The organism is Eubacteriaceae bacterium ES3, from assembly GCA_030586155.1.
In the GTDB taxonomy this organism is placed as follows: Bacteria; Bacillota; Clostridia; order Eubacteriales; family Eubacteriaceae; genus Acetobacterium.
In genome coordinates this window covers 44,644-67,664 of the sequence record CP130741.1, presented here as the reverse complement: position 1 = coordinate 67,664, position 23,021 = coordinate 44,644, and the positions used below count along the sequence as shown (strand labels likewise).

Annotated in this window: 19 protein-coding genes, 1 rRNA gene and 3 pseudogenes; 3 read left to right on the top strand and 20 right to left on the bottom strand. The window is 39.3% G+C overall.

The annotated features are described in order from the left end of the window. Positions 1-164: 164 nt before the first annotated feature. Positions 165-581 (bottom strand): flavodoxin family protein, encoded by a 417-nt coding sequence (locus tag Q5O24_00330; GenBank protein WKY47810.1) that lies wholly within the window; start codon positions 579-581, stop codon positions 165-167. 271 nt (positions 582-852) lie between these two features. On the opposite strand from Q5O24_00330, the gene Q5O24_00325 reads away from it, so the two are divergent. Further along, entirely contained in the window at positions 853-1,788 is a 936-nt protein-coding gene (locus Q5O24_00325) for a mechanosensitive ion channel (protein WKY47809.1), read from the top strand. A gap of 131 nt (positions 1,789-1,919) precedes the next feature. On the opposite strand, the gene Q5O24_00320 is transcribed toward Q5O24_00325, so the two are convergent. The 8 genes and pseudogenes from Q5O24_00320 to Q5O24_00285 form a co-directional block, all read right to left on the bottom strand. Next, positions 1,920-2,378 carry a flavodoxin gene (locus Q5O24_00320; protein WKY47808.1) on the bottom strand — a complete coding sequence of 153 codons (459 nt, stop codon included), beginning with the start codon at positions 2,376-2,378 and terminating at the stop codon, positions 1,920-1,922. Positions 2,379-2,499: 121 nt separating this feature from the next. Then, positions 2,500-3,669 carry an iron-containing alcohol dehydrogenase gene (locus tag Q5O24_00315; protein WKY47807.1) on the bottom strand — a complete coding sequence of 390 codons (1,170 nt, stop codon included), beginning with the start codon at positions 3,667-3,669 and terminating at the stop codon, positions 2,500-2,502. Between the two features lie 50 nt (positions 3,670-3,719). Then, positions 3,720-4,253, bottom strand: a complete 534-nt coding sequence (locus tag Q5O24_00310) for a cyclophilin-like fold protein (GenBank protein WKY47806.1) — start codon at positions 4,251-4,253, stop codon at positions 3,720-3,722. A gap of 97 nt (positions 4,254-4,350) precedes the next feature. Beyond that, entirely contained in the window at positions 4,351-4,698 is a 348-nt protein-coding gene (locus tag Q5O24_00305) for a cyclophilin-like fold protein (GenBank protein WKY47805.1), read from the bottom strand. 13 nt (positions 4,699-4,711) lie between these two features. Continuing rightward, on the bottom strand, positions 4,712-5,230 hold the full coding sequence (locus Q5O24_00300; GenBank protein WKY47804.1) for a flavodoxin family protein: 519 nt from the start codon (positions 5,228-5,230) through the stop codon (positions 4,712-4,714). 62 nt (positions 5,231-5,292) lie between these two features. Further along, positions 5,293-6,468 (bottom strand): MalY/PatB family protein, encoded by a 1,176-nt coding sequence (locus Q5O24_00295; protein ID WKY47803.1) that lies wholly within the window; start codon positions 6,466-6,468, stop codon positions 5,293-5,295. After that, a pseudogene (locus tag Q5O24_00290) lies at positions 6,465-7,911 on the bottom strand (MATE family efflux transporter). Before Q5O24_00290 ends, Q5O24_00295 begins: the two are co-directional and overlap by 4 nt. Positions 7,912-7,914: 3 nt before the next feature. Continuing rightward, a pseudogene (locus Q5O24_00285) lies at positions 7,915-8,767 on the bottom strand (DUF3737 family protein). Positions 8,768-8,931: 164 nt separating this feature from the next. On the opposite strand from Q5O24_00285, the gene Q5O24_00280 reads away from it, so the two are divergent. Further along, positions 8,932-9,372, top strand: a complete 441-nt coding sequence (locus Q5O24_00280; protein ID WKY47802.1) for a MerR family transcriptional regulator — start codon at positions 8,932-8,934, stop codon at positions 9,370-9,372. A 97-nt stretch (positions 9,373-9,469) separates the two neighbouring features. Here the strand turns inward: Q5O24_00280 and Q5O24_00275 are convergent, their stop codons facing one another. The 3 genes from Q5O24_00275 to Q5O24_00265 form a co-directional block, all read right to left on the bottom strand. Further along, positions 9,470-10,183 (bottom strand): carboxymuconolactone decarboxylase family protein, encoded by a 714-nt coding sequence (locus tag Q5O24_00275; GenBank protein ID WKY47801.1) that lies wholly within the window; start codon positions 10,181-10,183, stop codon positions 9,470-9,472. Between the two features lie 341 nt (positions 10,184-10,524). Continuing rightward, positions 10,525-11,511, bottom strand: coding sequence for an MBL fold metallo-hydrolase (locus tag Q5O24_00270; GenBank protein WKY47800.1), 987 nt, complete (start codon positions 11,509-11,511; stop codon positions 10,525-10,527). A 182-nt stretch (positions 11,512-11,693) separates the two neighbouring features. After that, positions 11,694-12,131 (bottom strand): cupin domain-containing protein, encoded by a 438-nt coding sequence (locus Q5O24_00265; protein ID WKY47799.1) that lies wholly within the window; start codon positions 12,129-12,131, stop codon positions 11,694-11,696. 357 nt (positions 12,132-12,488) lie between these two features. Between Q5O24_00265 and Q5O24_00260 the strand changes: the two genes are divergently transcribed. Then, positions 12,489-13,055: a TetR/AcrR family transcriptional regulator gene (locus Q5O24_00260; GenBank protein ID WKY47798.1), complete on the top strand. Its 567-nt coding sequence runs from the start codon at positions 12,489-12,491 to the stop codon at positions 13,053-13,055. On the opposite strand, the gene Q5O24_00255 is transcribed toward Q5O24_00260, so the two are convergent. From Q5O24_00255 to rrf, 8 genes and pseudogenes are all read right to left on the bottom strand, one after another. Beyond that, positions 13,052-13,231 carry a hypothetical protein gene (locus tag Q5O24_00255; protein ID WKY47797.1) on the bottom strand — a complete coding sequence of 60 codons (180 nt, stop codon included), beginning with the start codon at positions 13,229-13,231 and terminating at the stop codon, positions 13,052-13,054. The genes Q5O24_00260 and Q5O24_00255 overlap by 4 nt on opposite strands. Before the next feature lie 222 nt (positions 13,232-13,453). Continuing rightward, positions 13,454-15,970 (bottom strand): pyruvate formate lyase family protein, encoded by a 2,517-nt coding sequence (locus tag Q5O24_00250; protein WKY47796.1) that lies wholly within the window; start codon positions 15,968-15,970, stop codon positions 13,454-13,456. Between the two features lie 17 nt (positions 15,971-15,987). After that, positions 15,988-16,962 carry a glycyl-radical enzyme activating protein gene (locus tag Q5O24_00245; GenBank protein WKY47795.1) on the bottom strand — a complete coding sequence of 325 codons (975 nt, stop codon included), beginning with the start codon at positions 16,960-16,962 and terminating at the stop codon, positions 15,988-15,990. A 35-nt stretch (positions 16,963-16,997) separates the two neighbouring features. Continuing rightward, on the bottom strand, positions 16,998-17,666 hold the full coding sequence (hypB, locus tag Q5O24_00240; GenBank protein WKY47794.1) for a hydrogenase nickel incorporation protein HypB: 669 nt from the start codon (positions 17,664-17,666) through the stop codon (positions 16,998-17,000). 87 nt (positions 17,667-17,753) lie between these two features. After that, entirely contained in the window at positions 17,754-18,098 is a 345-nt protein-coding gene (locus tag Q5O24_00235; protein WKY47793.1) for a hydrogenase maturation nickel metallochaperone HypA, read from the bottom strand. Between the two features lie 15 nt (positions 18,099-18,113). After that, a pseudogene (locus Q5O24_00230) lies at positions 18,114-20,864 on the bottom strand (FAD-dependent oxidoreductase). A gap of 300 nt (positions 20,865-21,164) precedes the next feature. Continuing rightward, on the bottom strand, positions 21,165-21,809 hold the full coding sequence (locus Q5O24_00225) for a TetR/AcrR family transcriptional regulator (GenBank protein WKY47792.1): 645 nt from the start codon (positions 21,807-21,809) through the stop codon (positions 21,165-21,167). Between the two features lie 1,094 nt (positions 21,810-22,903). Further along, positions 22,904-23,020, bottom strand: a 5S ribosomal RNA gene (rrf, locus tag Q5O24_00220). Position 23,021: the final 1 nt, after the last annotated feature.

Sequence of the window (23,021 nt, the reverse complement as noted above, 5' to 3'; positions counted from 1 at the left end):
TGGGATTCTTCCCGTTTTCATAAAATGCATTATACCATGTTTAGATATCAATCGGTAAACTATTTTTTCATTTCAGGAAAAAAATTAACTCAAGTTAAAACAAGCTCATCTTTTACGGCTTAACTTATACCCTTTCGTCTTTCTCAAAATACCATAACACAGCCTTATATTTGATGTATATCGCGGGAAAACTGCACCGCTGCATCCAAATCTGCCTTATTGGGATGACCAATGGATACAAACAAAAAGTTTCCTCTGCAGATAAATTCATCTATCACTGTAATACCCTTTGCTGAAAGCAGTTCTCTCACCTCGTCCTGTCCCTTTTTACCTGAAGCACAACTGGTAAGAATTGCGGCTCTTTTAAACATGGACATATCCAGTTTTCTCAGATAATCAAGAAGTTCAGGCGCTGACTTGCCACCATAGATCCCACTGACAACAAACAATAGGTCCATTCCACTGTAAACCGGACACTCTTTAATATCCGTCGGTACAATATTCAATGCTTCGCCTATCTGCCGAGCTATTTTTTTCGATTTACCCGTTTTCGTACTGTAAATAATTGCGGTATCCTCCATTTTTCCCTCCACTATTTATATTTACTTCCTTATCGATATACCCCCAAATATAACAAGCATCCAAAATAAAATAATTCAAAATTCTTTTTTTACTGAATAGGTCTATTTTCTATTTCCATACGCTCCTACTTTGAAACAGTCTTTTATAAGCTGAACAGCAGGTTCAACTTTGTCACTCCAAGATCTTGGCAGTGTTTTCTTTCTTTAATATGTGGTATAAGGACTATATACGCTTCAGAAATATTACAAATTTTTTAAAGAGGTACACACAATGGAGGAATTATTAACATTTATCAACAACAATACAAGCTTTGTCCGAATCGTCATCATCATCATTGGCTGTCTGATAATCGCCATGTTTACAATGCTGATCAAAAAAAGCATAAGTCCTCACATTAAAGCAGACAACTGGTATAAAGTTAAAAAATCCATCAACTTTCTGGGTTACTTGTTTTCGATTATACTAATCATCATTATTTTTAGTGATCACTTGGGAAATATCGGGGTGGCACTGGGAGTCGCCAGTGCCGGAATCGCTTTTGCCCTGCAGGAAGTCATTACCAGCGTCGCCGGATGGATTGCAATTTTAGCCAGCAATTTCTATACTACTGGCGATAGGGTTCAAATCGGTGGGATTAAAGGTGATGTTATCGATATGGGAATTTTGAGAACAACTGTGATGGAACTGGGCGAATGGGTCGATGGCGATTTATATAATGGCAGAATCGTCCGGATTGCCAACAGTTTTGTTTTTAAAGAACCGGTCTTTAATTATTCATCTGACTTTCCATTCCTATGGGATGAAATTAAAATTCCAATAAAATTTGAAAGTGACTATGTTCTGGCACGCCAGATTATGCAGGAAGTAACCGAAAAAGTTATTGGCGATTACAGCCGGAAAGCAGAGGAACACTGGAAGATTATGGTTAGAAAATATCAGATCGAAAATGCCAGCACACAAACTATGGTATCTATGGTTACTACTGATAACTGGATTGAATTCACCATCCGATATGTCGTTGATTACCGGGAACGTCGGGCGACAAAAAATCAGCTGTTTACGGAAATTTTATCCGCCTTAAACTCTTACAAAGATAAAATCAAACTGGCTTCTGTCACAATGGATATTTCTCCGATTCAAATTAATCTTGAAAATGCTGTCTTAAAAACTAAGCATCCTTCCGAGCAGAACAACTATCCCGATTAATTACCAACTTGAATTGTTTTTCACAATAAAAAAATCCAGCTTGGTCAAATAGCCACCGCTGGATTTTTATTCACAAAAAGCATTCTCTCAAACAATTATATTTGTCCAGTTTTATTATCTCAAAGTTAATCTTAAAGTGTTTCCAGCCATTTGGTAATTGCTTTTGTATCAGAACTTCCTTTAGCATAGCCCTTTTTCAAAACAGCTTTGGGACAGCTTTTTTTAATATCACTTTCACTATTGCCAATCCCGCCGCCACCATGCGTGCAAAATGGAGCAAGAACTTTACCCGATAAATCAAATTTCTCCAGAAATGACAAAATTGCTTTCGGACAAGAACTGTGCCAGTTTGGATAGCCGATAATAATTGTCTCGTAACCATCGATATCAATATTAAGTGCTTGCAGTTCCGGTCGCTCATCATGACTTTTTTCAGCCCTTGATATCTCCAAAAGCTGATTATACTGTGTCGGATAAACCTTAACCGTCTTAATTTCTACAACATCTGCATTTTTTATTTCAGCAATTTTTTCCGCCATCTTCTTTGTTTTTCCCGACCATGTAAAATAGACAACCAGTGTTTTTCCCATATTATCTGCTCCTCTTCTGTTAATTTATAGAATACTTCAAATTATTTTCCCAATCAAACCATTAACCGCAATTTTAAAAAAGAACAGATCATCTCAGATGTCTGCTCTTATCGATACTTAATTATGCCTGATAGGCTGTTTTTAAAATATCCAAAACATCTTCAGCGGTCAGTTTTTTATAGCCGCCAAGAATAACAGTTGAATCGGCAATTGCTTTTAACATCTCTTCAGTAGCACCGAGCTCTTTAATGTTAAGAACAATCCCCATATCCTGGCAGAATGTTTCCAGGCAGGCAAGGCCTTCCAGGGCCACTTCTTCTTTAGATTTTCCGGCTTCGGCTACACCCCAGACATTCACTGCAAATCGTACGAATTTATCCAAACCATCTTTATAGATCATCCGATAATATGGTAGTGATACGGCTGCCAGTCCCATCCCATGGGCACAATCGGTATATGCGCCCAGTTGATGTTCAATCATGTGGACTTGCCAGTCAGCTCTTTTACTAAGACCGACAATGGGATTCATAGCCAGGGTGGCACTCCACATCAGATTGCTTCTGGCTTCATAGTCTTTTGAATTTTCTTTGGCAATTTTTGCACTGTGAATCACGGAACGTAAAATCCCTTCGATGATATAATCTGAAGTAACGTCATCTTCACCGGAGAAATATGCTTCCATCAGATGGGACATCATATCAAAAATCCCGCTAACCATTTGATATTCCGGCAACGAAAAAGTATATTCCGGATTAAGAATCGAAAATTTAGGATTGACATTAGCCGGAAAAACCCGTCCCATTTTCAGTTTCATATCATTATTGGTAATAACTGAACCACCATTCATTTCCGAACCGGTTCCAGCCAGAGTCAGAATTGAAGCAACTGGTACAATTTTATTGTCAACCGGTGCAAACTGCAACCAATATTTGGTCCAGGCATCGCCTTCACAATAGGCAGATACCGAAATAGCTTTAGCGCAATCAATAACCGATCCACCTCCGACAGCTAAAATCAGATCAACCTCATTTTCTTTCACTATTTTTGAACCTTCCAGGACTTTATCGTAAGTCGGGTTTGCCATAATACCCGAAAGTTCAACAACCTTTTTACCAGCATCTTTTAAAACGTCCAAAATCTGATCATAAAGACCAATTTTTTTAATTGAAGATTTTCCATAGGCAAGAATGACCGTATCACCATAATTGCCCAATTCTGTTTTTAAATTCTCCATTGCATTTTTGCCAAAATATATTGTTGTCGGGTTCTGATAAACAAAATCTAAATTCATTGTTTTCCTCCATTATTTTTAATTTTTATGCTTACATTTTTAGTTGTCGGTCAATCTAAAGAAAGGGTAACGTCCACGTTTCCATCCCCAAGAATCGCTTTTAATTCGTCAGCTGTAATATCATTAATCTTTCCCAGTCTGGTAAAATTCCACGAGTTCGGTGCGTAGTAAATAACGAATGCACCCGCCTGATATAATATCAGGTCCCCAGCCTCAGTCGTGATTTGCTCGTTATTTTCAGGTAAAGTTGAACCCAGCGATCCCACTTTCTCCATCCCTCCAAAATCTCGCATACTGATCGTTAGCGGTCCTGCTTCAAGCATCTTCGCCAATGCTTCTGCACTCGAATTATCTGCTAAGCTTGCGGTTAACACATTATTTCCAATTTGAAGTTTCATTTGCTTTTTCTCCTCCTTTATTTCTGTATTTGATTCATCGCTATTTTCTATCGGCGCAACTGAATCTACTGCTTCACCTTTTTCCTCTGCCGACTGGTCGGAATTGTTAGAAGAATTAGTACTGCAGGCGGTCAATAAAAATATTCCCATCAACACAATTAAAAATATCGTAAAAAATCTTTTCACACGTCACCTCTTTTAAATCATACAGCCCTGAGATTTCGTCCTAAGCCAGTTTCCTGAATGACCTTAGTTATTTCGATAGAACGCGCTCTTTACTCTATCAATCCTTTAAAATCTCAATCTGTATTTCGCCTGACAACTTTGAAATATTTTCCTTTCCGCTTACAACCTGCCCCAGTTCATATAAACCGGAAGCTTTGCCAAAATCTTTGTAATACATGACCACATTTCCCCAAGGGGCGTAATAGGCCAGACTTCCATTTTTAGCATTAGCTTTGGGAGTATTAGACGTTTTAAGCTTTTCGGCCGGATAGAAAATCTTTTCATCGTTACTGTAGTTTTCCACTTTTATAGCCATAGGCAGCTGACTATACAGTGATTCATCAGCCAGACTGTCATTTAATTGATAAACAATGGTATTTCCATTTCCCTTAACCTGAATTTTCATTTGGGCTCCTTAATTATAATTTATTTGCAGCGTCTCTGACTTTTGAAAGAATCGCCTGCGATTTGTTTTGGTCACCATATGCCGTAATGATCCCCATATCTTCCAGTTTCATAAACTTCTGAAAAGTCCTGTGATACTGATAAAATATGGCCTCATAAACATCATCACTGCCAGAACTTAACAAAAGCATCGACTTTTTTAAATTTTGAGGTATTCCCAATGCATACAATCGGTTGATTGTTGATTGAAGTTGGCCGCTATAACTAAAATAATAAACGGGAGATCCCAATACAATCATATCTGCTTTTTTGATCGCATCATAGACCTGATACATATCATCCTTTTGAATACAGGCTCCCTTTCCTTTGGTATGACAATATTCACACCCTAAACAGCCGCCAATTTTCTTTCTGCACACATTGATAACCGTTACTTCATGGCCTACCTCTGAAGCCCCCTCATTAAAAGCTCTAATCATTGCAGTGGTATTGCCATCTGGTCTGGGACTGCCATTTAATACTAAAATATTCATATTTAACACCTCATACCCATATTAGTCTAGTAGTTTATAACAAGCATTCTTATCTAAAACACTTAACCTTCGTTTAAACACTTATAAGACTGGACACCCTGTTTAAAACGGTTCAGACCATCCTGAACGCGTTTTTTCGGACAGGCAATATTCATTCTTACAAAGAGATTGCCGTTACCCTTAAACTCACTGCCAGCGGAAAGATAAAGACCGGTCTCTTCTCTGATAAACTGACAGAATGCTTCAGAATTATCAGTTAATTTTTGACAATCAATCCAGAGCAGATAAGTTGCCTGAGATGTAATCAGTTTGACTTCCGGAATTTGATCTTTTAGAAACTCATAAACCAGGTCCTTGTTCCCTTTCAGATAAAGGCGTAGTTCATCTAACCATTCTTCTCCCTGAGTCAATGCCGCTGTTACAGCATCAATAGCAAAGGCATTAGGCTCCGCCAATTCATCAGAATTCAGTCCTCTCTCCATCTTTTGACGCAAAGCTTCATCAGGGATTATCACCGCTGCTGACTGCATTCCCGCTAAATTGAAGGCTTTACTGGCCGAAATGCAGGTAACACTATTATTAGCGCAAACATCTGACACTGAAGCAAAAGGAACATATTCTGTTCCGGGTTCGGTCACATCACAATGAATTTCATCAGAAACAACGACAACATGATGTTTTTTACATAATTGACCGATTCGGTTTAGTGTCTCTTTGTCCCATATTTTTCCAATGGGGTTGTGAGGATTGCATAAAATCATTAAAGTAGTCAATGGATGAGAGAGCTTTTCCTCTAAATCTTCAAAATCGATTGAATATTCTTCACCATCATACTTCAGTCTATTTTTAATTGCATGTCTGCCATGATTGACAATCGAATTAAAGAATATATTATAAACTGGGGTCTGCACCAGCACATTATCGCCAACATTAGTCAACCGTTTTACCGCACAGGAAAGTGCTGGTACAACCCCGGTGCAAAAGATCAGCCAATCATTCGCAATTGAAAAACCATGTCTTTTTTGCCACCAGTTACAAATCGCCTGCTGCCATTCATCTGATACCAGTGAGTAACCAAAGATTCCTAAATTAACTTTATTTTTCAGTGCCTCTATCACTGCCGGTGCCGTCTGAAAATCCATATCAGCAACCCACATTGGAAGTTCATTTTCTTTAACATCCCACTTCATTGAATATGTATTTCTTCTGTTGGTTTCTTTATCAAAATCGTATTTCAAACTATCTGCTCCTGACTTTTTCTATTTATTTTAATCCACCTGCCGCGCCGCAATCGAATCAGAAAAATTGTTCCTCTAAAACTTAATTCAATACACATGGCGATCCATACACCAACCAGCCCAAAACGCAGTGCTAAAAGGTATGATAAGGGCAAGCGTACTGCCCACATACTTAAAAAATTCATGATTACCGGTATAAATGTATCCCCGGCTCCCTGCAACCCTCCAGAAGCAACAATCGAAGCCGCATACATCGGCTCGGCAAAAGCCTCAATTCTTAGAATCAGCGTCCCCAACTCCTGAACCTGGGGATCCGGTGATAAAAATCCAATCATAGCCGGTGCGGCAATAAATATCAGGAGCCCCATACAGGTCATAACCACCATTCCCAGAACAACCGTCATCTCTGCCAGTTGCTTTGCCAGTGCCGTTTGACCGGCCCCGATACTTTGACTGACAAGGGTTGTGGCCGCTCTGGCAATCCCATAGCCGGGCATATAACATAAACTTTCCGCCGTAATAGCAAAGGAATGAGCGGTTAGAGCAACATTGCCCAGCGGTGCAACAATACGAATGGAGGCAATCATAGCGCCACAAACCACACGTTTTCAAAAGCTACCGGTAAAGCAATCAGTGCCGCCTTCTTTAATAAATACCATCAAACTTTAGCGTTTCTGCTTTGTTAAACCGAAAATTCGATGTTCTGAAACAGAGAAAACTAAGCATTAAAGCCGCCGTAATCAGCTGAGACAAAGCGGTTCCCAAAGCAGCACCCGTCACTCCCAGGCCAGCACCCGGTATCGTTAGGGTAAACTGTAAAATGTCCATCTGAAATGGTGGAAAAATCAGCAAAAAATTAAAGCCAATATCCAACAGGCACATCAGGATATTTAGGATACTGGGAATTTTCATATTCCCGCTGGACTGTAACAAACTGGAAGCCAGTGTATTAAGGCCAATTGCCGGTAGTGAAAGTACATAAATTAAAAAGTAAATACTGGCCCGCTGATGAATAATGGGATCTCCTCCCAACAATTCAGGAAGATAAGAACTGATGATGATTCCAATCCCTGCCAGCAGAACAGAAAAGAACAAGACCACTATCATCCCCTGTTTAAGCATCATTCTGCTTTCCCGGTATTTTTTAGCGCCAATAAACTGGGCCACTAAAACCGAAAAACCCACTGCAGAGGCGCTGGACAAACCGGCAAACAACCAGGTTGTGCTGGCTACCAGACCAATGGCTGCGGCGTCATCTGCGCCCAACCGGCCAACCATTGATGCATCGATATATTGCATTAAAATAAAAGCAAGCTGAGCAAAAATGGTCGGTAAGCTCAGCCGGATTACCAGCGTCAGCTGGTCTTTAACAGAAACTGTCTGTCCATCACTGATATTTGACAGCAGGTCATCAGTCCCTTTCTTTCTAATGCGTCTTTCCATCTATTATACAGCCAATTCCTGTTTCTCCTGTTTGATTATAATGCTGGTATCTTCTGCTCTCATTTCCGGATTGTCAAAAATGATTTGACCGATTTCCTTTGCCTCAATTCGACCTGAATATGGATTTTTAATACTGTCAATCGCACTATCCACTTCAGCATCAACCGTACAGTATTCGAAGGCCAGGTCAGTATTCATCAGTTTGCAGTTTTTCATGACCAGATTTTCGATGTAACACATTCCCTGTTCGCTCTCAATTGTACAATTGATTAAGGTTATATTTTTAGAATTCCATCCCAGATATTCTCCTGAAACAACCGAATCGTAGACTGTCACATTTTCACTGTTCCAGAATGCGTCTTTCGAAAGAATTTTAGCATTTCTAATCGTCATATTTTTCACCCCATCAAAGGAATAATTACCGATTAATGTAAAATTATCAATTCCAAGATCCGAAGATCCCATGGCAAAATAATCGCCTTGCGCTGTAACATTTTTCATCGTAATATGACTACAGTTCCAGAGCGTTTCTTCAGCATTTGGCATATTGACATTTTCAAGCATTACATCTTCTAAAAATTTTAGGGGCCTGAACAGTGATATCTTTCATGCTGATTCTATTGGTATACCATATCCCTGCTCTAGCCATCTCGAAAAAGATGCTATCTTCGACGGTTACGTCACTGCAATACCATAGCGGGTATTTCCACTGAAACATAGTGTTGCTGATCTTCAGATTACGGCTCTCCTTTAATGGCGATTCTCCATCTGCAAATGTGCAATATTCAAGTTCCAGATCATTGCTTTGAAACAAGGCCCGTTCGCCTACAAATTTTTGCTCTGAGTATTTTTTCATTACTGTTACCTTTCTATTCTTACCAAATAGCTATATTTTTAACAAAATATCGTTGTATTCAATTATTCTGTTGTAATTTATACTAAACTCACGTATCATATATATCATACACTCTGAACCTAACTTCAGGTCAATATGTAAATTAAATTTTTTTGGAGGATTTTATGAGTTATTCCATTGGCGATGTTTCATCGATGTTAAATATATCTATTTCAACACTACGCTACTACGATAAAGAGGGGCTCCTCCCATTAGTCAACCGAACTGAGGGTAATATCCGGATTTTTGATGATTCGGATATAGAATGCCTCAAGATGATTGAATGCCTGAAAACGGCGGGAATGTCACTAAAAGAAATTAAGACCTTTTTTCAATGGTGTCAGGAAGGTGACTGCACGATTGTTAAGCGCTATGATATGTTTACCGAGCTTAAAGAAAAAACCCAACAGCAGATTCGGGATTTACAAAAATCTTTGGATCTGATTAATTACAAATGTGAATACTATCGACTTGCTAAAGACAAGGGAACCACCGATGAGCTGGGGTTGCGTGAAGAACTGGCAATGAAATATTTATCTGATGAATCATCCAAAGAGTCCGAATAGCTCAATTCTTTCTTCTTAGCCATTTCATCCTAGAGCACCGGCCGATTTACTTTTCACTTGTAAATCGGCCTTTTTAGTGCTTATATTAGTCAGTAGTCTATCTATTTTCTGCTGCTGTGTTAATACAGTTCATCGCGTTTAAACTTCTTGGATAACCGATATACGGAAGACACTGAGAAACGACCTTGATTAAAAACAATTTATCATTTCCCAAATTCATATTTCCCGCTGCATGGCTGGTCAGTTGCGGCTCACAGCCGCCCTGAGCTAAAAGAAAACAGAAAGTAATCATTTCTCTATCCTTTAAATCAAGTCCCTTTCTGGTATAATAGTCGCCAAAGCAGTTTGCTGCCAGCCAGCGATTAATATGGCCACCCTTCCAGAATTCTTTCATACCTTCACCAAAAATATCAGCCTGAGCCTGGGCGCCTTTTTCCAGTCGATCTTCCATAGTTGTTGTCGCCTGACCTTCCAACGGCAGTTTAATACCTTTTTCAGTCATCACTTCATTGGTTGCCATTAAAAATGGACGAACACGACCCATTCCAAGATAATCCACTGCCTGATAAACAATCTCCTTGGCTTCAATTGGTGTCACACCAGCATCCAGTGCTTTAGCGAGTGTAATCATATATTCGTCAAGCCCCTGGCATCCGACCAATGTTGCTAATATTGCCAGATATCTTGTTCGTACTTCCAATTCCATTCCTGGCTCATTTACAACCTCTTCCAGTGCAAAAGCCTCGTGCCGTTTAATAAATTCCGGATCTGTTTCGTATAGATTAAATTGTTCTGGATCTAAAATTTTCATTTTCTTCTCCTTGTTTTCCCGTTTAGCGGAATCATATTTCAACTTTTAATATCCACGTGGTGTTTTGTTCTCACATGAGCATTATAATTCAAACCTTCGGGTTATTCAATTTCCAATATATTTTTGTTTGTGGAATATGCCACAGATATTCGCAATATGGTCATAAAATGTTTGAAATAACGAATAATCCGCGCGAAAAACGAACTCATTTCCAAATTTTTAAGGAGAACTTAATGAAACAGGCACAAAAAAGCCCCTGTTAACTTTCGGTTAACAGAGACCTAAACATTTGCATGTTTTTCAATTTTTAATATATCTAGTCATAGATACCAGGGTTATTCTCAGCGAATCCGATAGTAATATAATCCTTCCTTTTCCACTTTAATGATCAGTTTTTTATGCAGTAAATAGTCCAGATGTGACAAGGTTTCGCCAGTTGCAAACCACTTTTGAGAAACGGGGCAAGTTTCCCAGGTTTTACCGCTCAAAGACCATTTCAACTGACCTGCAATTTCATAACCAGTCTGGTAATCTTTTTGCTTGAGAATATCCAAAATAGACTGCAAGCGCTCCTGATGATGTTTTTTAAGCTGCTCGATTCTCTCATATACTCCCACATCATTTTGGCGGTGAGCCGGCAAACCCAATTTTATATCATAATTAGCAATCTTATCCAGACTGACCAGGTAGTCATTGAGTGAGTTTTCAACATCCGGCCAGTTGGTAATATTAGGACTGATGTGCATTAGAATATGGTCTCCCAAAAACATGATCTTTTCACTTTTTAAATACAAACAGGTATTGCCTGGTGTATGACCGGGGACCAGCACGCATTCAAATTCAAGGTCTCCCACCAAAAACGTTTCCTTGTCCTTTAAGGGTATTGCCTCAAATACTTTTTTAGGCGCATAGACAAAGGCCGGGTTCTTTTTCACCTGTAAACTCAAGTCTTCTGCCGGAAAACCTTCCGCCAGAAATAAAGTTTCAGCTTTTTGTCGGATCTCTCCCGATAAGGTGCGCTGAAAATAATTGTATTCAATCTCACCCATATATATTTTGGTTTGATCGTCACGCAAACGATTCATCAGACCGGTATGATCCGAGTGCAGGTGGGTTAAATAGAATGCGGTTTTATCCATATCAAGGTCGAGTTCTTTAATCCCTGCCTGCATGGCTTCCAGACATTCCGGCATATCAAATCCGGTATCGATAATCAGATTCTCTTTCTCAGTTTTAACCACGTAGCAGTTAAGGTTTTTAAGTGGATTATTGGGTAATGGAATATCGATTCTGTATATTTCATGCTTTTCATATATCTTTTCTACCATTATTAGCTCCTGTCCTTTCATCTTTTGCTACAAATATTATACTAAAAATTTTAAACATCAGCAAATCAGAGACGCAAGTGTAATAATCCTTTAAATCAACAAATGATGGATCTGACAAAGAAACCTTTAATCAAAATCCATCATTTGTATAGTTATTTTATGTTTCTTTTATTGAAAAAGAATTATTTTAGCTTGCTGAAAACTTCATCAGTAACTGGCTCCAGCCATGCGTTGGATGTATCCTCTCCTGGCACTTCAACAGAAATATGTGAAAACCAGCTGTCAGCTTTTGCACCATGCCAGTGTTTAACATTTGAAGGAATTGTGATCACCATTCCTGGTTCTAAAGAAACGGGATCTTTACCTTCTTCCTGATACCAACCTTCTCCAGCGGTACAAATTAAAATCTGACCGCCTTTATTAGATGCATGGTGGATATGCCAGTTATTTCGACATCCAGGTTCAAAGGTTACATTCGCCATAAACAATGGGGCTTTGCCGAACTCCGTCAACGGATTCAGAAAAGATTCTCCAATAAAATACTGGGTAAACATTGTATTTTCTATCCCTTTACCAAAAACATTAACTGCATCAAATTCCGCTTCGTTTAAATACTTCATTATATTTTCTCCTTTTTAATCAGTCAGTTCAACACTGACATAAACAATCATCTAAACTCTTTTTAAATAAAAGATGCTTTTACCTCGGAAATTTTCTATTATTCTTTCAATTATTCATAAAGTGAAAACAACAAAAGATCCCTAGTTTGATTTCTTCCAATTACAACTGTCTCGCACTTAATATCCACGTGTTGCTTATTTCTTCTAAGTGTATTATAATAGGAATTGGTTCAACATTCAATTTCCAATAATAATTTTTTTGTTGATTATGCCACACATTTAATAATTTGGATATTATCTCAACACAAGATATCGAAAAATACTTTTAAAAAGGAATAAGAAATGCAAGAGAGACAAATGGATTTAAGAGTCCAAAAAACCAGAGAAGCCATTAAAAAGGCTTTTAAAGAAATGGTCTGTGAAATGGATGCCCAAAAAATTACAGTTAAGGAATTAACTGAACGGGCCCGCATCCACCGAAAGACCTTTTACCTACATTACACTTCCATCGAAGCCCTGTTTGAAGATATGCTTCAGGAAGCAGCCAACCTTTATTTTTCCGAAATAGACCAGATACCGCCAACTATGCCAATGATGGAGATCAACCGCGTCTTCTTTACCTACCTGGCAAAGCAGGACGCCTTTACCGAACGTCTGATTTCTGCAGAAAGTTATCGCACTTTTGGCAATAAACTTTTTATGACCGCACTAAAGCATAACCGTCAGCGCTTCAATCCCTACGCCCATCTGCCCGAAGAAGAACAAAACATCGTCAATACTTTTACCAGCCAAAGCTCCCTTGATATGTATCGTCAATGGGTGGCAGACGGCAAAAAAATTCCACTGGAAAGGTTGATCGCACTGACCGGGATGCTGCTTAATTACGGGGTTGATTCAATTTTAGAAAAAACTAATGAACGTTAACTTTTAATCACTTCGGCTTCACTTTTAATAATATGATATCCTTCCTGATAGGAAATACCATTTCTCTCACAGATTTCCACAACACTGTCATATTCGGGATAAATACGGATTCCCGATGGCAGCTCGCAAATTTTAATCTCTGCCTGGACGATACTGGTAATATCCCGTGTTTGCATTTTTCCTCTTTTTTTATTCTCGCCTGCTCTAGTTAAACTCTAATACCTTGAGCTTACTCCAAGTCAAGCATCTTTGTTTGTTTCTTAAAGATTTTTATTTATTTTAAGGATTAAAAAAAGACAAAAAATAAAAAAGAGCCTTGATCAGCTCTTTCTTATCCGAAAAATCGGTGCATATATGGTTTACTTATTGTAGATTTAGAAGCGTTATTGCGAAATTATCTATTCAAAGGAAAGTTCAGTACGACCAATTAAATCATCTTGCAATGGACCACTTAATTCAACGAAGTAGGCACAGTATCCAGCCACGCGAATCAGTAAGTCTTTATAATTCTCTGGATTAGCCTTTGCTCTTTTTAATGTTTCAGAGCTCATAATATTGAACTGGCTGTGCATCCCATTCTTATCAAAGTAGGTATCTACTAGGTGAATCAGGTTATCTGTTCCGGCTTCACCTGATACATTTGTCGGGTTGAATTTCCAGTTTAACAAGGTCCCATTGGCGGCTCTTGAGTGTTCCATCTTAGAAACCGAGTTGGCAATTGCTGTTGGCCCGGTAATATCATGTGAACCAGCTTTTGTATGAACAGGTCCCATATTATCAGAAATTGGCTCCTGGGCGTAACGTCCATCCAGGGAAGCACCTGACATCAAGCCGAAGGCGACGTTTGAAGAAACTCCGTAAACGCCAACTTTATAATCGCCACCGCGGGTATTTTTTCTGCCAAGGATGTTGTCACAGTAGGTATCGTAAACAAAGACCGCAAAATCATCAGCGTAGTCATCATCATTACCATAATGTTTAAGCTTATCACTGTTGGCTAGCGCATACATGACATCATTGCCTTCCCAGTTTGTTTTAATCGCATCCAGCAGTTCTTTCCCGGTATATTTCCCCTGCTGGAATACTAACTGGTCAATATTAGCTAAGGCATCGGCAACCGTACCAATTCCAGTTCCTTGAGGACCAGTATGATTTACCTCAACACCACCGGCTGACATATCTTTAGCTGAAACAATACAGTTATCAAAGAATAGAGATGCATAAGGTGTCGAGCCTAATTCTCGATGGGCATGCTCCATAACAGTGATGCAAGTTACCATTTGATCAGTGAAGTATTTCATTTGCTGTCTGAATGCTTCTTTTACCTCTTCAATATTTTTAAAGGTTTCCAGGCTTCCTGTTGGTAGGCCTAATCGCATACTTCCAAAATGGGCGTATTCTGGAGGAAGCTGCATGGTTGTATAACCATCGTTGATGGCAAAATCAAAAACACTGGCAACATTCATGTAGGCGGCGTCAGCCCAGGCAAATTCTCGTCCAGCCAGAACCGGCTCAACACAACCTACAACGTTATACTCACGGGCATCTTCCAGACTTCTGCCTGATTTTATTTGAGAAGGAATGCAGGATTGGTCATTGAAAAGTTTTGGGTGGCTGGCACCGGCTTTGATGACTTCTACTGCTTTAACTTTTAATTCATTTGGTGTCTTTTCGTGCATTCGCAGACAGGTCCATGGCGCAACCATACGGGTATGAGCTGAAGCATCCAGATACATAAAGGTCAGGTCATTGGTTATGTCGTTACCCTCTCTGTCAACACCACCAACAGTCAGACTTTCACCGGCAAAACCACGACCGGTGTTTGGTAATGCAGTCATTTTATCACGCAGTTTGGACATCGCTTGTAATTTAATATACTGACATTCAATAATTCCCTGCATAAATTCTTTTGAAAATTGGCCACTATCTAATGATTTCTTATAGTATGGATACATATATTCATCCATTCTACCATAAGAGATAGAGTGTCCGTTTGATTCAATCAGGGTAATCATTGTTGCAATGTGGACTAATTGAGTCGCGTCCCAGAAGTTCGTGGCCGGTCCTTCGGCAATCGTTCTTAGGTTCTTAGCAATATTTGTATATTCTTCTTTTTTTGCAGCATCAGTTTCATTAGCCGCTTTCTCTTCATAAACTTCAGCGTGTCGATTGATATAAATAATCGCACCTTCAACAGTTTCCAGGAAACCTAAGATCGTGTTTCTTTCTTCCGGTCCATTAGGAGATGTCTTATCGATTTGCGCAAGTCTATCCAGACATTCTTGTTTCAAGCCACCAAATCCAACTGCCAGAAGTTTTTTGTAGTTGAATACATAGTGACTGATTCCACCATACTGATACAGGTTGATTAAATAGGTACCCAGACCCATATTTGAAGCTTTTAATTCATCAAAGTCCATCTGTGAAGTAATTCTGTCTTTTACAGTCCGGCCTTGCCAGTAGTCAGCAATGCTTATTAATTCTTCTTTCGTTTTTTCTGAAATATCATAATTATCAAATTCTCGTTCGTTGAAGGGCGCATTTTCCAGTTCATCGATAATCCAATCATATGAAAACTCAGGGAAGATTGCCGCATGTTTATTGGGAACCCCAGCATTACCAACAATCAGCTCATCATCATAAGTATGAATGGTAATATTTTCTAAAACATATCTTAATGCCTTACCTCTTTTTAAAACGATTGGCAGGGCTTCATTAGCTTTGTAAGCCTCTGTGATTAATAGTGCTCTTTCCGAATTGACTTCAAAATTTCCATCCAGGAAATCTTTTCTCAGTTTATTAGTTCTGGCAATGACAGAGAATCCTTCTTCTCTCGAAGTAAATCCATCATCTTTATAACCCGCCGTGAATTTGTAATCAAAGGGTAAAATACCTACTGCATCAGTATTTTCCATGTTTGAACCTCCATTGTTTATATAATATTTTTTAATTGGAAAGCTATTTTATTACTGGCACCAGCATACGCCATAATGCCCATATCTTTTAAAACTTTTACATATTCCCTGATTTCTGCTTCAAAATTTGCACGTTCCTTTGTCACTTCCATTTTATATGGCATTTGCAGACCTTCATATTTTTCCTGACCCAACGGTCTAAACCGTAACATCTGCAACTGCACAACCTTGTTATCGATTTCATCAATGATGAATTCCCCAATTTCTTTGATATCTTCAAGGTTATCGTTAAAACCTGGAATGACTGGGATTCGCAAAACGATTGGCTTATCAAAAGCAGCCAGCTTCTTGATATTTGATAAAACCAGTTCATTACCCGTGCCAATGAATTTTTTATGAACCTCGCTATTTATATGTTTAATATCTGTGATGACCATATCCGTATAGGGCATGATTTTATCCAGTTCTTTAGCATCCACGTGCAAAGCGGTCTCTAAGCAAGTATGAATACCTTCTTCCTGGCACTTGGCGAATAATGCTTTGACAAAATCTGACTGCAGCAAAGCCTCACCACCAGATACTGTTACACCGCCGCCATTTTTACTAAAATAGTCCTTGTCTTTCCTGATAATAGCCATTGCTTCTTCAACGGTCATATCTGTTCCCCAGACTTTCAGAGCACTGCTGGGACATTCATCATAGCATTTCAGACAATCGTCGCATAAGTTTCTATCGATGCTGATGACCTTGTCATCTTCTATAATCAGTGCATTTTGCGGACAAACCTCTACGCAACCACCGCATTTACTAACACCTAAACATTGATTTTTATAAAAAGCAATTTGCTTTTTCCTGAGATAACTCTCAGGATTCCCACACCATTTACATCTTAAAGGACAGCCTTTTAAAAAAAACTCTGTCCTGATACCAGGTCCATCGTGAACGGTATAACGTTGGATGTTAAAAACTCTTCCTATTGTCTCCACTACCATATTCACATCCAATCTCAATCATTATTTTTATTGGCTTATTGATTCCATTCATTAATATTGCTTTTTAGCCATTTTAACCATTCATCATAACCTTCTCCGGTTTTTGATGAAACAGGAAAAACCTGACAGTTAGGGTTTCGCATCTTGATTCCGGCCACCGCTTTTTCCATATCGAAATCAAAATATTCCATAACATCAATTTTATTGATTAAAACCGCGTCACAAACTTCAAACATTAAAGGATATTTTAAGGGTTTATCATGTCCCTCGGGAACCGATAAAATCATGACATTTTTGCTGCTGCCGGTATCAAACTCGGCTGGACAAACCAGGTTTCCGACATTTTCCAGGACCACAAAATCATACTGGACACTGTCAAATTCATTTAATCCCTGCTCTGTCATTCCGGCATCCAAGTGACACATGCCACCGGTATGCAGCTGGATACTGTCAACGCCTATCTCTTTTATTTTTATCGCGTCAACATCAGAATCGATATCCGCCTCCATGACGCCAACCTTCATTTCATCCTTTAAACTGCCAAGGGTTCTTAAAAGGGTTGTCGTTTTTCCTGAGCCTGGTGATGACATCAGATTTAATAAGAATGTTTTTTGTTCTTTTAAATTTTTTCTAACCCGATCAGCCTCCTTATTATTATCTGTGAAAACACTTTCTTTAATTTCGATAATTCTTACTTTTTCCATTTTTCTACTTTCTTTTTCAATTAAATGAATCATTTTATTAAGAACTATGTTGGTTAATTTAATTAACCAACATAGTTATAATTTTTATTAGGCAACTTGCAATTCTTTAATATTTACTTCTCTTCCCCGTAACAATACGGTATCTTCTGATGAGCAGTGGGGACATATTTTTCCATGCTCTAAGGTCTCATACTGCTCGCCGCAAGCGTTACAGATGGTCACCGCTTGAATTTCTTCGCAGATAAGCTCAGCGCCCCTAAGCAAGTCAATCTTATCTGTAGACCATTTCCAGCAACTTTGAATGATATCCGGTAATATAGCTGATACCTGACCAACTTCCAAGGTCACACTATATACTTTTGTTACATCTTCATTTTCTGCTGCGCTTTGAACGTTTTTTATGATATGTTTTACAATTCCTAATTCGTGCATTTTATAGACTTCCTATTATGCGTTTTCCTGAGATTTTTGAATGAGTTCCATTCGTTTCATCATATAAGGCTGAATTGCCTGCATTGTTTCTTCGCAAGGTATCATATCGCTGCATTCCGGACGTTCTCTGAATAGATGAATGGCATCAAATTCACATTTAGTTGTACAGACACCACAACCTAAACATTTATTTTCATCTAAGATAGTAGCTCCACAGCCTAAACATCGGGCGGTTTCAATTTTCACCTGTTCTTCGGTAAACACTTCTTTGGGATCTTTAAACGAAGATTTTCCAGCCAATGTACTATTAACATTCGCTACCTGACGAGCCGAGTTATCATATTCCGGCATCACCAGATTTTCTTTATCGAACTGAACAAATTGGCGAGCATACTTACGGCCAATAGTAAGGCTTGTATCAGGTCGAACAAATCGGTGAATGGATACGGCACCCTCTTTACCGGCTGCGATGGCATCGATGGCAAATTGAGGTCCAGTATAAACATCTCCACCAACAAATACATCTGCCTGCCCTGTCTGGTAAGTCAGGGAATCTGCTGCCGGTCTTAAAGCTCCGTCTAATTCAACCGTGGCATCTTTTAACAAATCTCCCCAAATGATGCTTTGACCGATACTCATAAATACATTGTCACATTCTACCGTGATGGTTTCTTTTTCATCGAAAACAGGATTAAATTTACCATCTTTATCCAGAGTGCTGACACATTTAGCTAATACAATCCCTTTAACTTTTCCATTTTCTGTTAAAATTTCTTTAGGTCCCCAGGATTCATTCAGTACAATGCCATCTTCTTCGGCTTCAGTAATTTCTTCTAAAGATGCAGGCATTGTTTCTTTTGTTTCAAGGAAATACATAGAGACATCGTCAGATCCGCAGCGAACCGATGTTCGAGCTGCATCCACGGCTACGTTACCGCCACCGATCACGACAGTTTTGCCATTCACTTTATAAGTCTGGTCATCAGTTACCAGATGTAAGAGGTCAACCGCAATCATGACACCTTGAGCATCTTCACCAGGAATGTTTGCACTTCTTCCGCCCTGACAGCCAATCGCTACATAGAAGGCTTTATATCCTTCTTCACGTAAGGCGTCTAAAGTAACGTCTTTACCAACTTCTACGCCACAACGGATATCAACGCCCATCTCTTTGATGATATCAATTTCTGCCTGGACAACATCTTTTTCCAGTTTGAATTTTGGAATACCGTATACCAGCATACCGCCAGGCTGTTCATTTTTCTCAAATACAGTTGGCTTATAACCTTTTTCAGCAAGATAGAAGGCACATGATAAACCAGCAGGACCTGCTCCGATAATAGCGATTTTTTCATCAAATCCCCCTTGGAATTTAGGCGCTTTAATCGGTGGAATGTATCGTGTTTCCGCATTTAAATCTTGCTGAGCAATGAATTTTTTAACTTCGTCAATGGCGACTGCATGGTCAATATCACCACGGGTACACTCATCTTCACAACGTCTGTTACAAATATGTCCACAAACTGAAGGGAAGGGATTTTCCAGCTTAATTAATGCCAATGCTTCTTTGTATTTACCCTGAGCTGCTAATTTAAGATATCCCTGTACCGCGATATGAGCAGGACAGGCCGTTTTACATGGAGCAGTCCCAGTTTCATGACAATTGATATTGTTGGTATCACGATATTCAAAATTATATTTTTCCGGTCCCCAGGCCACTTCATCCGGAAGTTCCTGTTTTGGATACTCAATTTCACCATCTTTAGTACAAAGTTTTTGACCAAGTTTTAATGCCCCTGCTGGACAATACTCAACGCAACGTCCACAGGCAACACAGTCTTTGGTTTCGACACGGGCTACATAGGAAGAACGGGATACATTTGGCGTATTATAAGTTTCCGCTAATTTTAAACCAAAACATACATTAGCACCACAGTTACAAATTGCGAAAATTTTATCTTCTCCATCAATATTGGTAATTTGGTGGACAAACCCTTGTTCTTCAGCCTTTTCAATAATTTGAAGAGCTTCTTCTTTATCGATGTATCGGCCACCTTTTTGAGTTTCAACGACATAGTCCGCCATATCACCCATGGCAATACACCAATCCCATGGATCGTGACCCATCGCTTCGCCAAAAGTTCCTCTTGCCAGTCGACATGAACAAGGAGAAGCTGCATATTTACCCTCATATTTATCTAACCAGTGTGATATTTTTTCGACACTAATGGCTTCATTCTCGGTATCAATCGCCTTTTCAACTGGAATAACATGCATCCCAATACCGGCCCCACCTGGAGGAATCATTTCAAAAACACCTTCTAAGGCTATTACAGACATTCTTTCAAAAAAGTAGCCCAGTTCAGGATTTGTTTCCAGTTTTCCCGGGTTCATACATGAAAACTCAGCACTCCCTGGAACAAACAAAGGCAAGACATATTGTTTTTCGTGTTCAGGGTTTTCCCAGTTATATTCAATAATGCCGGTCATGCTTAGCTCATCCAATAGTTCTTACAAACGAACCGGATCTTTTTGTGTAACTTCAACTAATTGTTCAAAAGTCTTAGGCTTACGTACTTCCATTTTTAGACAGACTTCAGCCATTTCATCAGTAATTAGTGTTGCTAATCCCCAATATTCGGGGGCTTCAACTTTTACTTCCGCATGTCGGTCCGTGATCATTTGTCCGAGTTCAAGAATGATGTCCCGACGGGGGCCTGAAACGATTGCATCAATGTTCTTTCTTGCTTTTTCAGAAATTTGCATAAATTACTCCTTCTCTTCTTCGCAGAATTAGTAGCACAATTTAAGGTAATCCTTTTATAACTGGCCAGCGACTACTAATCAGTGAAAACATCATACAACATTGTGATAATTCTGTCAACTCATTTATAACGTTGTTATTTCTATTTTTTTATTTATTATAGGCATTTAATCGTATTCATTTTTATATGATATTCTATTTTGTATTATTGTTATATCTATTTTACACTAAAAAAGAGCGCTTTTACAGCGCTCCGAACTTCTATTCCAATTTTTATTTCTGTTGCTTTAATCTCCTAAAAATCAGTTTATTCCTACTAACCCCAGCCTAAAATTATCTAACATTTTATCAACTACCTTTTCTGACAGTGTATCGAAGTCAATATTGATTTCACTCATATTATTGGCATGATGCAAGTTGATAACACCATGAATCTGAGAAAAAAGTGCTATGCTATCATAGTCATCCAGCTGGCCTCCCAGGTGAATTGCCAGTTCACTTACACACTTGGTCCAAAACTGATAAACCATCATGGCCATTTCTTTCTCAAGTTCAGCAACTTCTGCAATTTCACCTTCATCATAATCCATCCTGCGGGGTGTTCTTGTACTAAACATCAAGTCATAATAATTGACATTTTCTGATGCAAAATGAAAAAATGCCCGACTGACTTTTTTAAAGCGACCTATCGGATCATTTCCTTCACAATAAGCATATCTAATCTCCTGATGGAGAAGTTCAAAACCAATTTTAATAATATTAAAATAGATCTCCTCCTTGTTGGCAAAATAATAATAGATTTTTGTCGCTGAACTCCCGCAGCCCGAAGCAATCGACCGCATTGTCATATTATTATAGCCTTGCTCTGCAATGATATTAAGGGCCACTTTCATAATTTTTTTTTTCTCAATCTCTATTTCTTCCGGTGTTTTTGGTTTCGATGGCATTTTATGTTCCCTCTCTTGTGATATAGAAAATATTCATAACTTAGTTATATTCTAATAATTATTCGTAATAGTGTCAACTATTGGTTGTCTAACTCCACTGCTTAACATATTTCAAAGTTTTGGTCGACTTACAGCTTTTTACACTGCGAAACAAAAAAGAAAAAGGCCCTATAGGCTTTCTGTTAACCCTTAACTCGTCTCGGGACTTGGCCTAATGACACCCTTAAAACTTACTGTTGTGAAACAACGAACCATGCGGCACTCGGTTCCGTTTCACTCCACCTCGTCGCGTCAGTCGCCAGATGGCTCCTTCCTACTGTAAAATAAAAAATGAGCTTTAAAACAAACACGCTTGTAAGTTACAGAGTCGAAAATGAATCCGTGCACTCGTTACGCGCAGCACGCACTCGTCGCGGGCTTCGCCCTATAATCCCTTTTAACATACTGCAGTGAAACAACGGGCCATGCGGCACTCGGTTCCGCTAACGCTCCACCTCACCGCGTCAGTTGCCAGATGGCTCCTTCCTTCTAAAAAATAGAAAAGGATAGAAAACAAACTCGCTTATAAACTACAGAGTCGAAAAATGTATCCGTGCACTCGTTACGCGCAGCACGCACTCGTCGCGGGCTTCGCCCTATAATCCCTTTTAACATACTGCAGCGAAACAACGAACCATGCGGCACTCGGTTCCGCTAACGCTCCACCTCACCGCGTCAGTTGCCAGATGGCTCCTTCCTTCTAAAAAATAGAAAAGGATAGAAAACAAACTCGCTTATAAACTACAGAGTCGAAAAATGTATCCGTGCACTCGTTACGCGCAGCACGCACTCGTCGCGGGCTTCGCCCTATAACAAAAATAGACCACCAAAACTGATTATTAAGCGAGCTAATCAAATAGGCCATTGAACATACTGCAGCGAAACAACGAACCATGCGGCACTCGGTTCCGCTAATGCTCCACCTCGTCGCGTCAGTCGCCAGATGGCTCCTTCCTTCTAAAGAATAAAAAAAGAACTTAAAAACAAACACGCTTGTTTTTAAGTTCTTTTTCTATTTTTTAGAGCCGCATGGCTCGTTGTTTCACGCAAAAAAAGCCCCGCAACGTCCTATCCTCCCAGGCAGTCACCCACCAAGTACTTTCGGCGCTAGAGGACTTTACTTCTGTGTTCGGTATGGGAACAGGTGTGACCCCTCTGCTATCGTTACGGAGC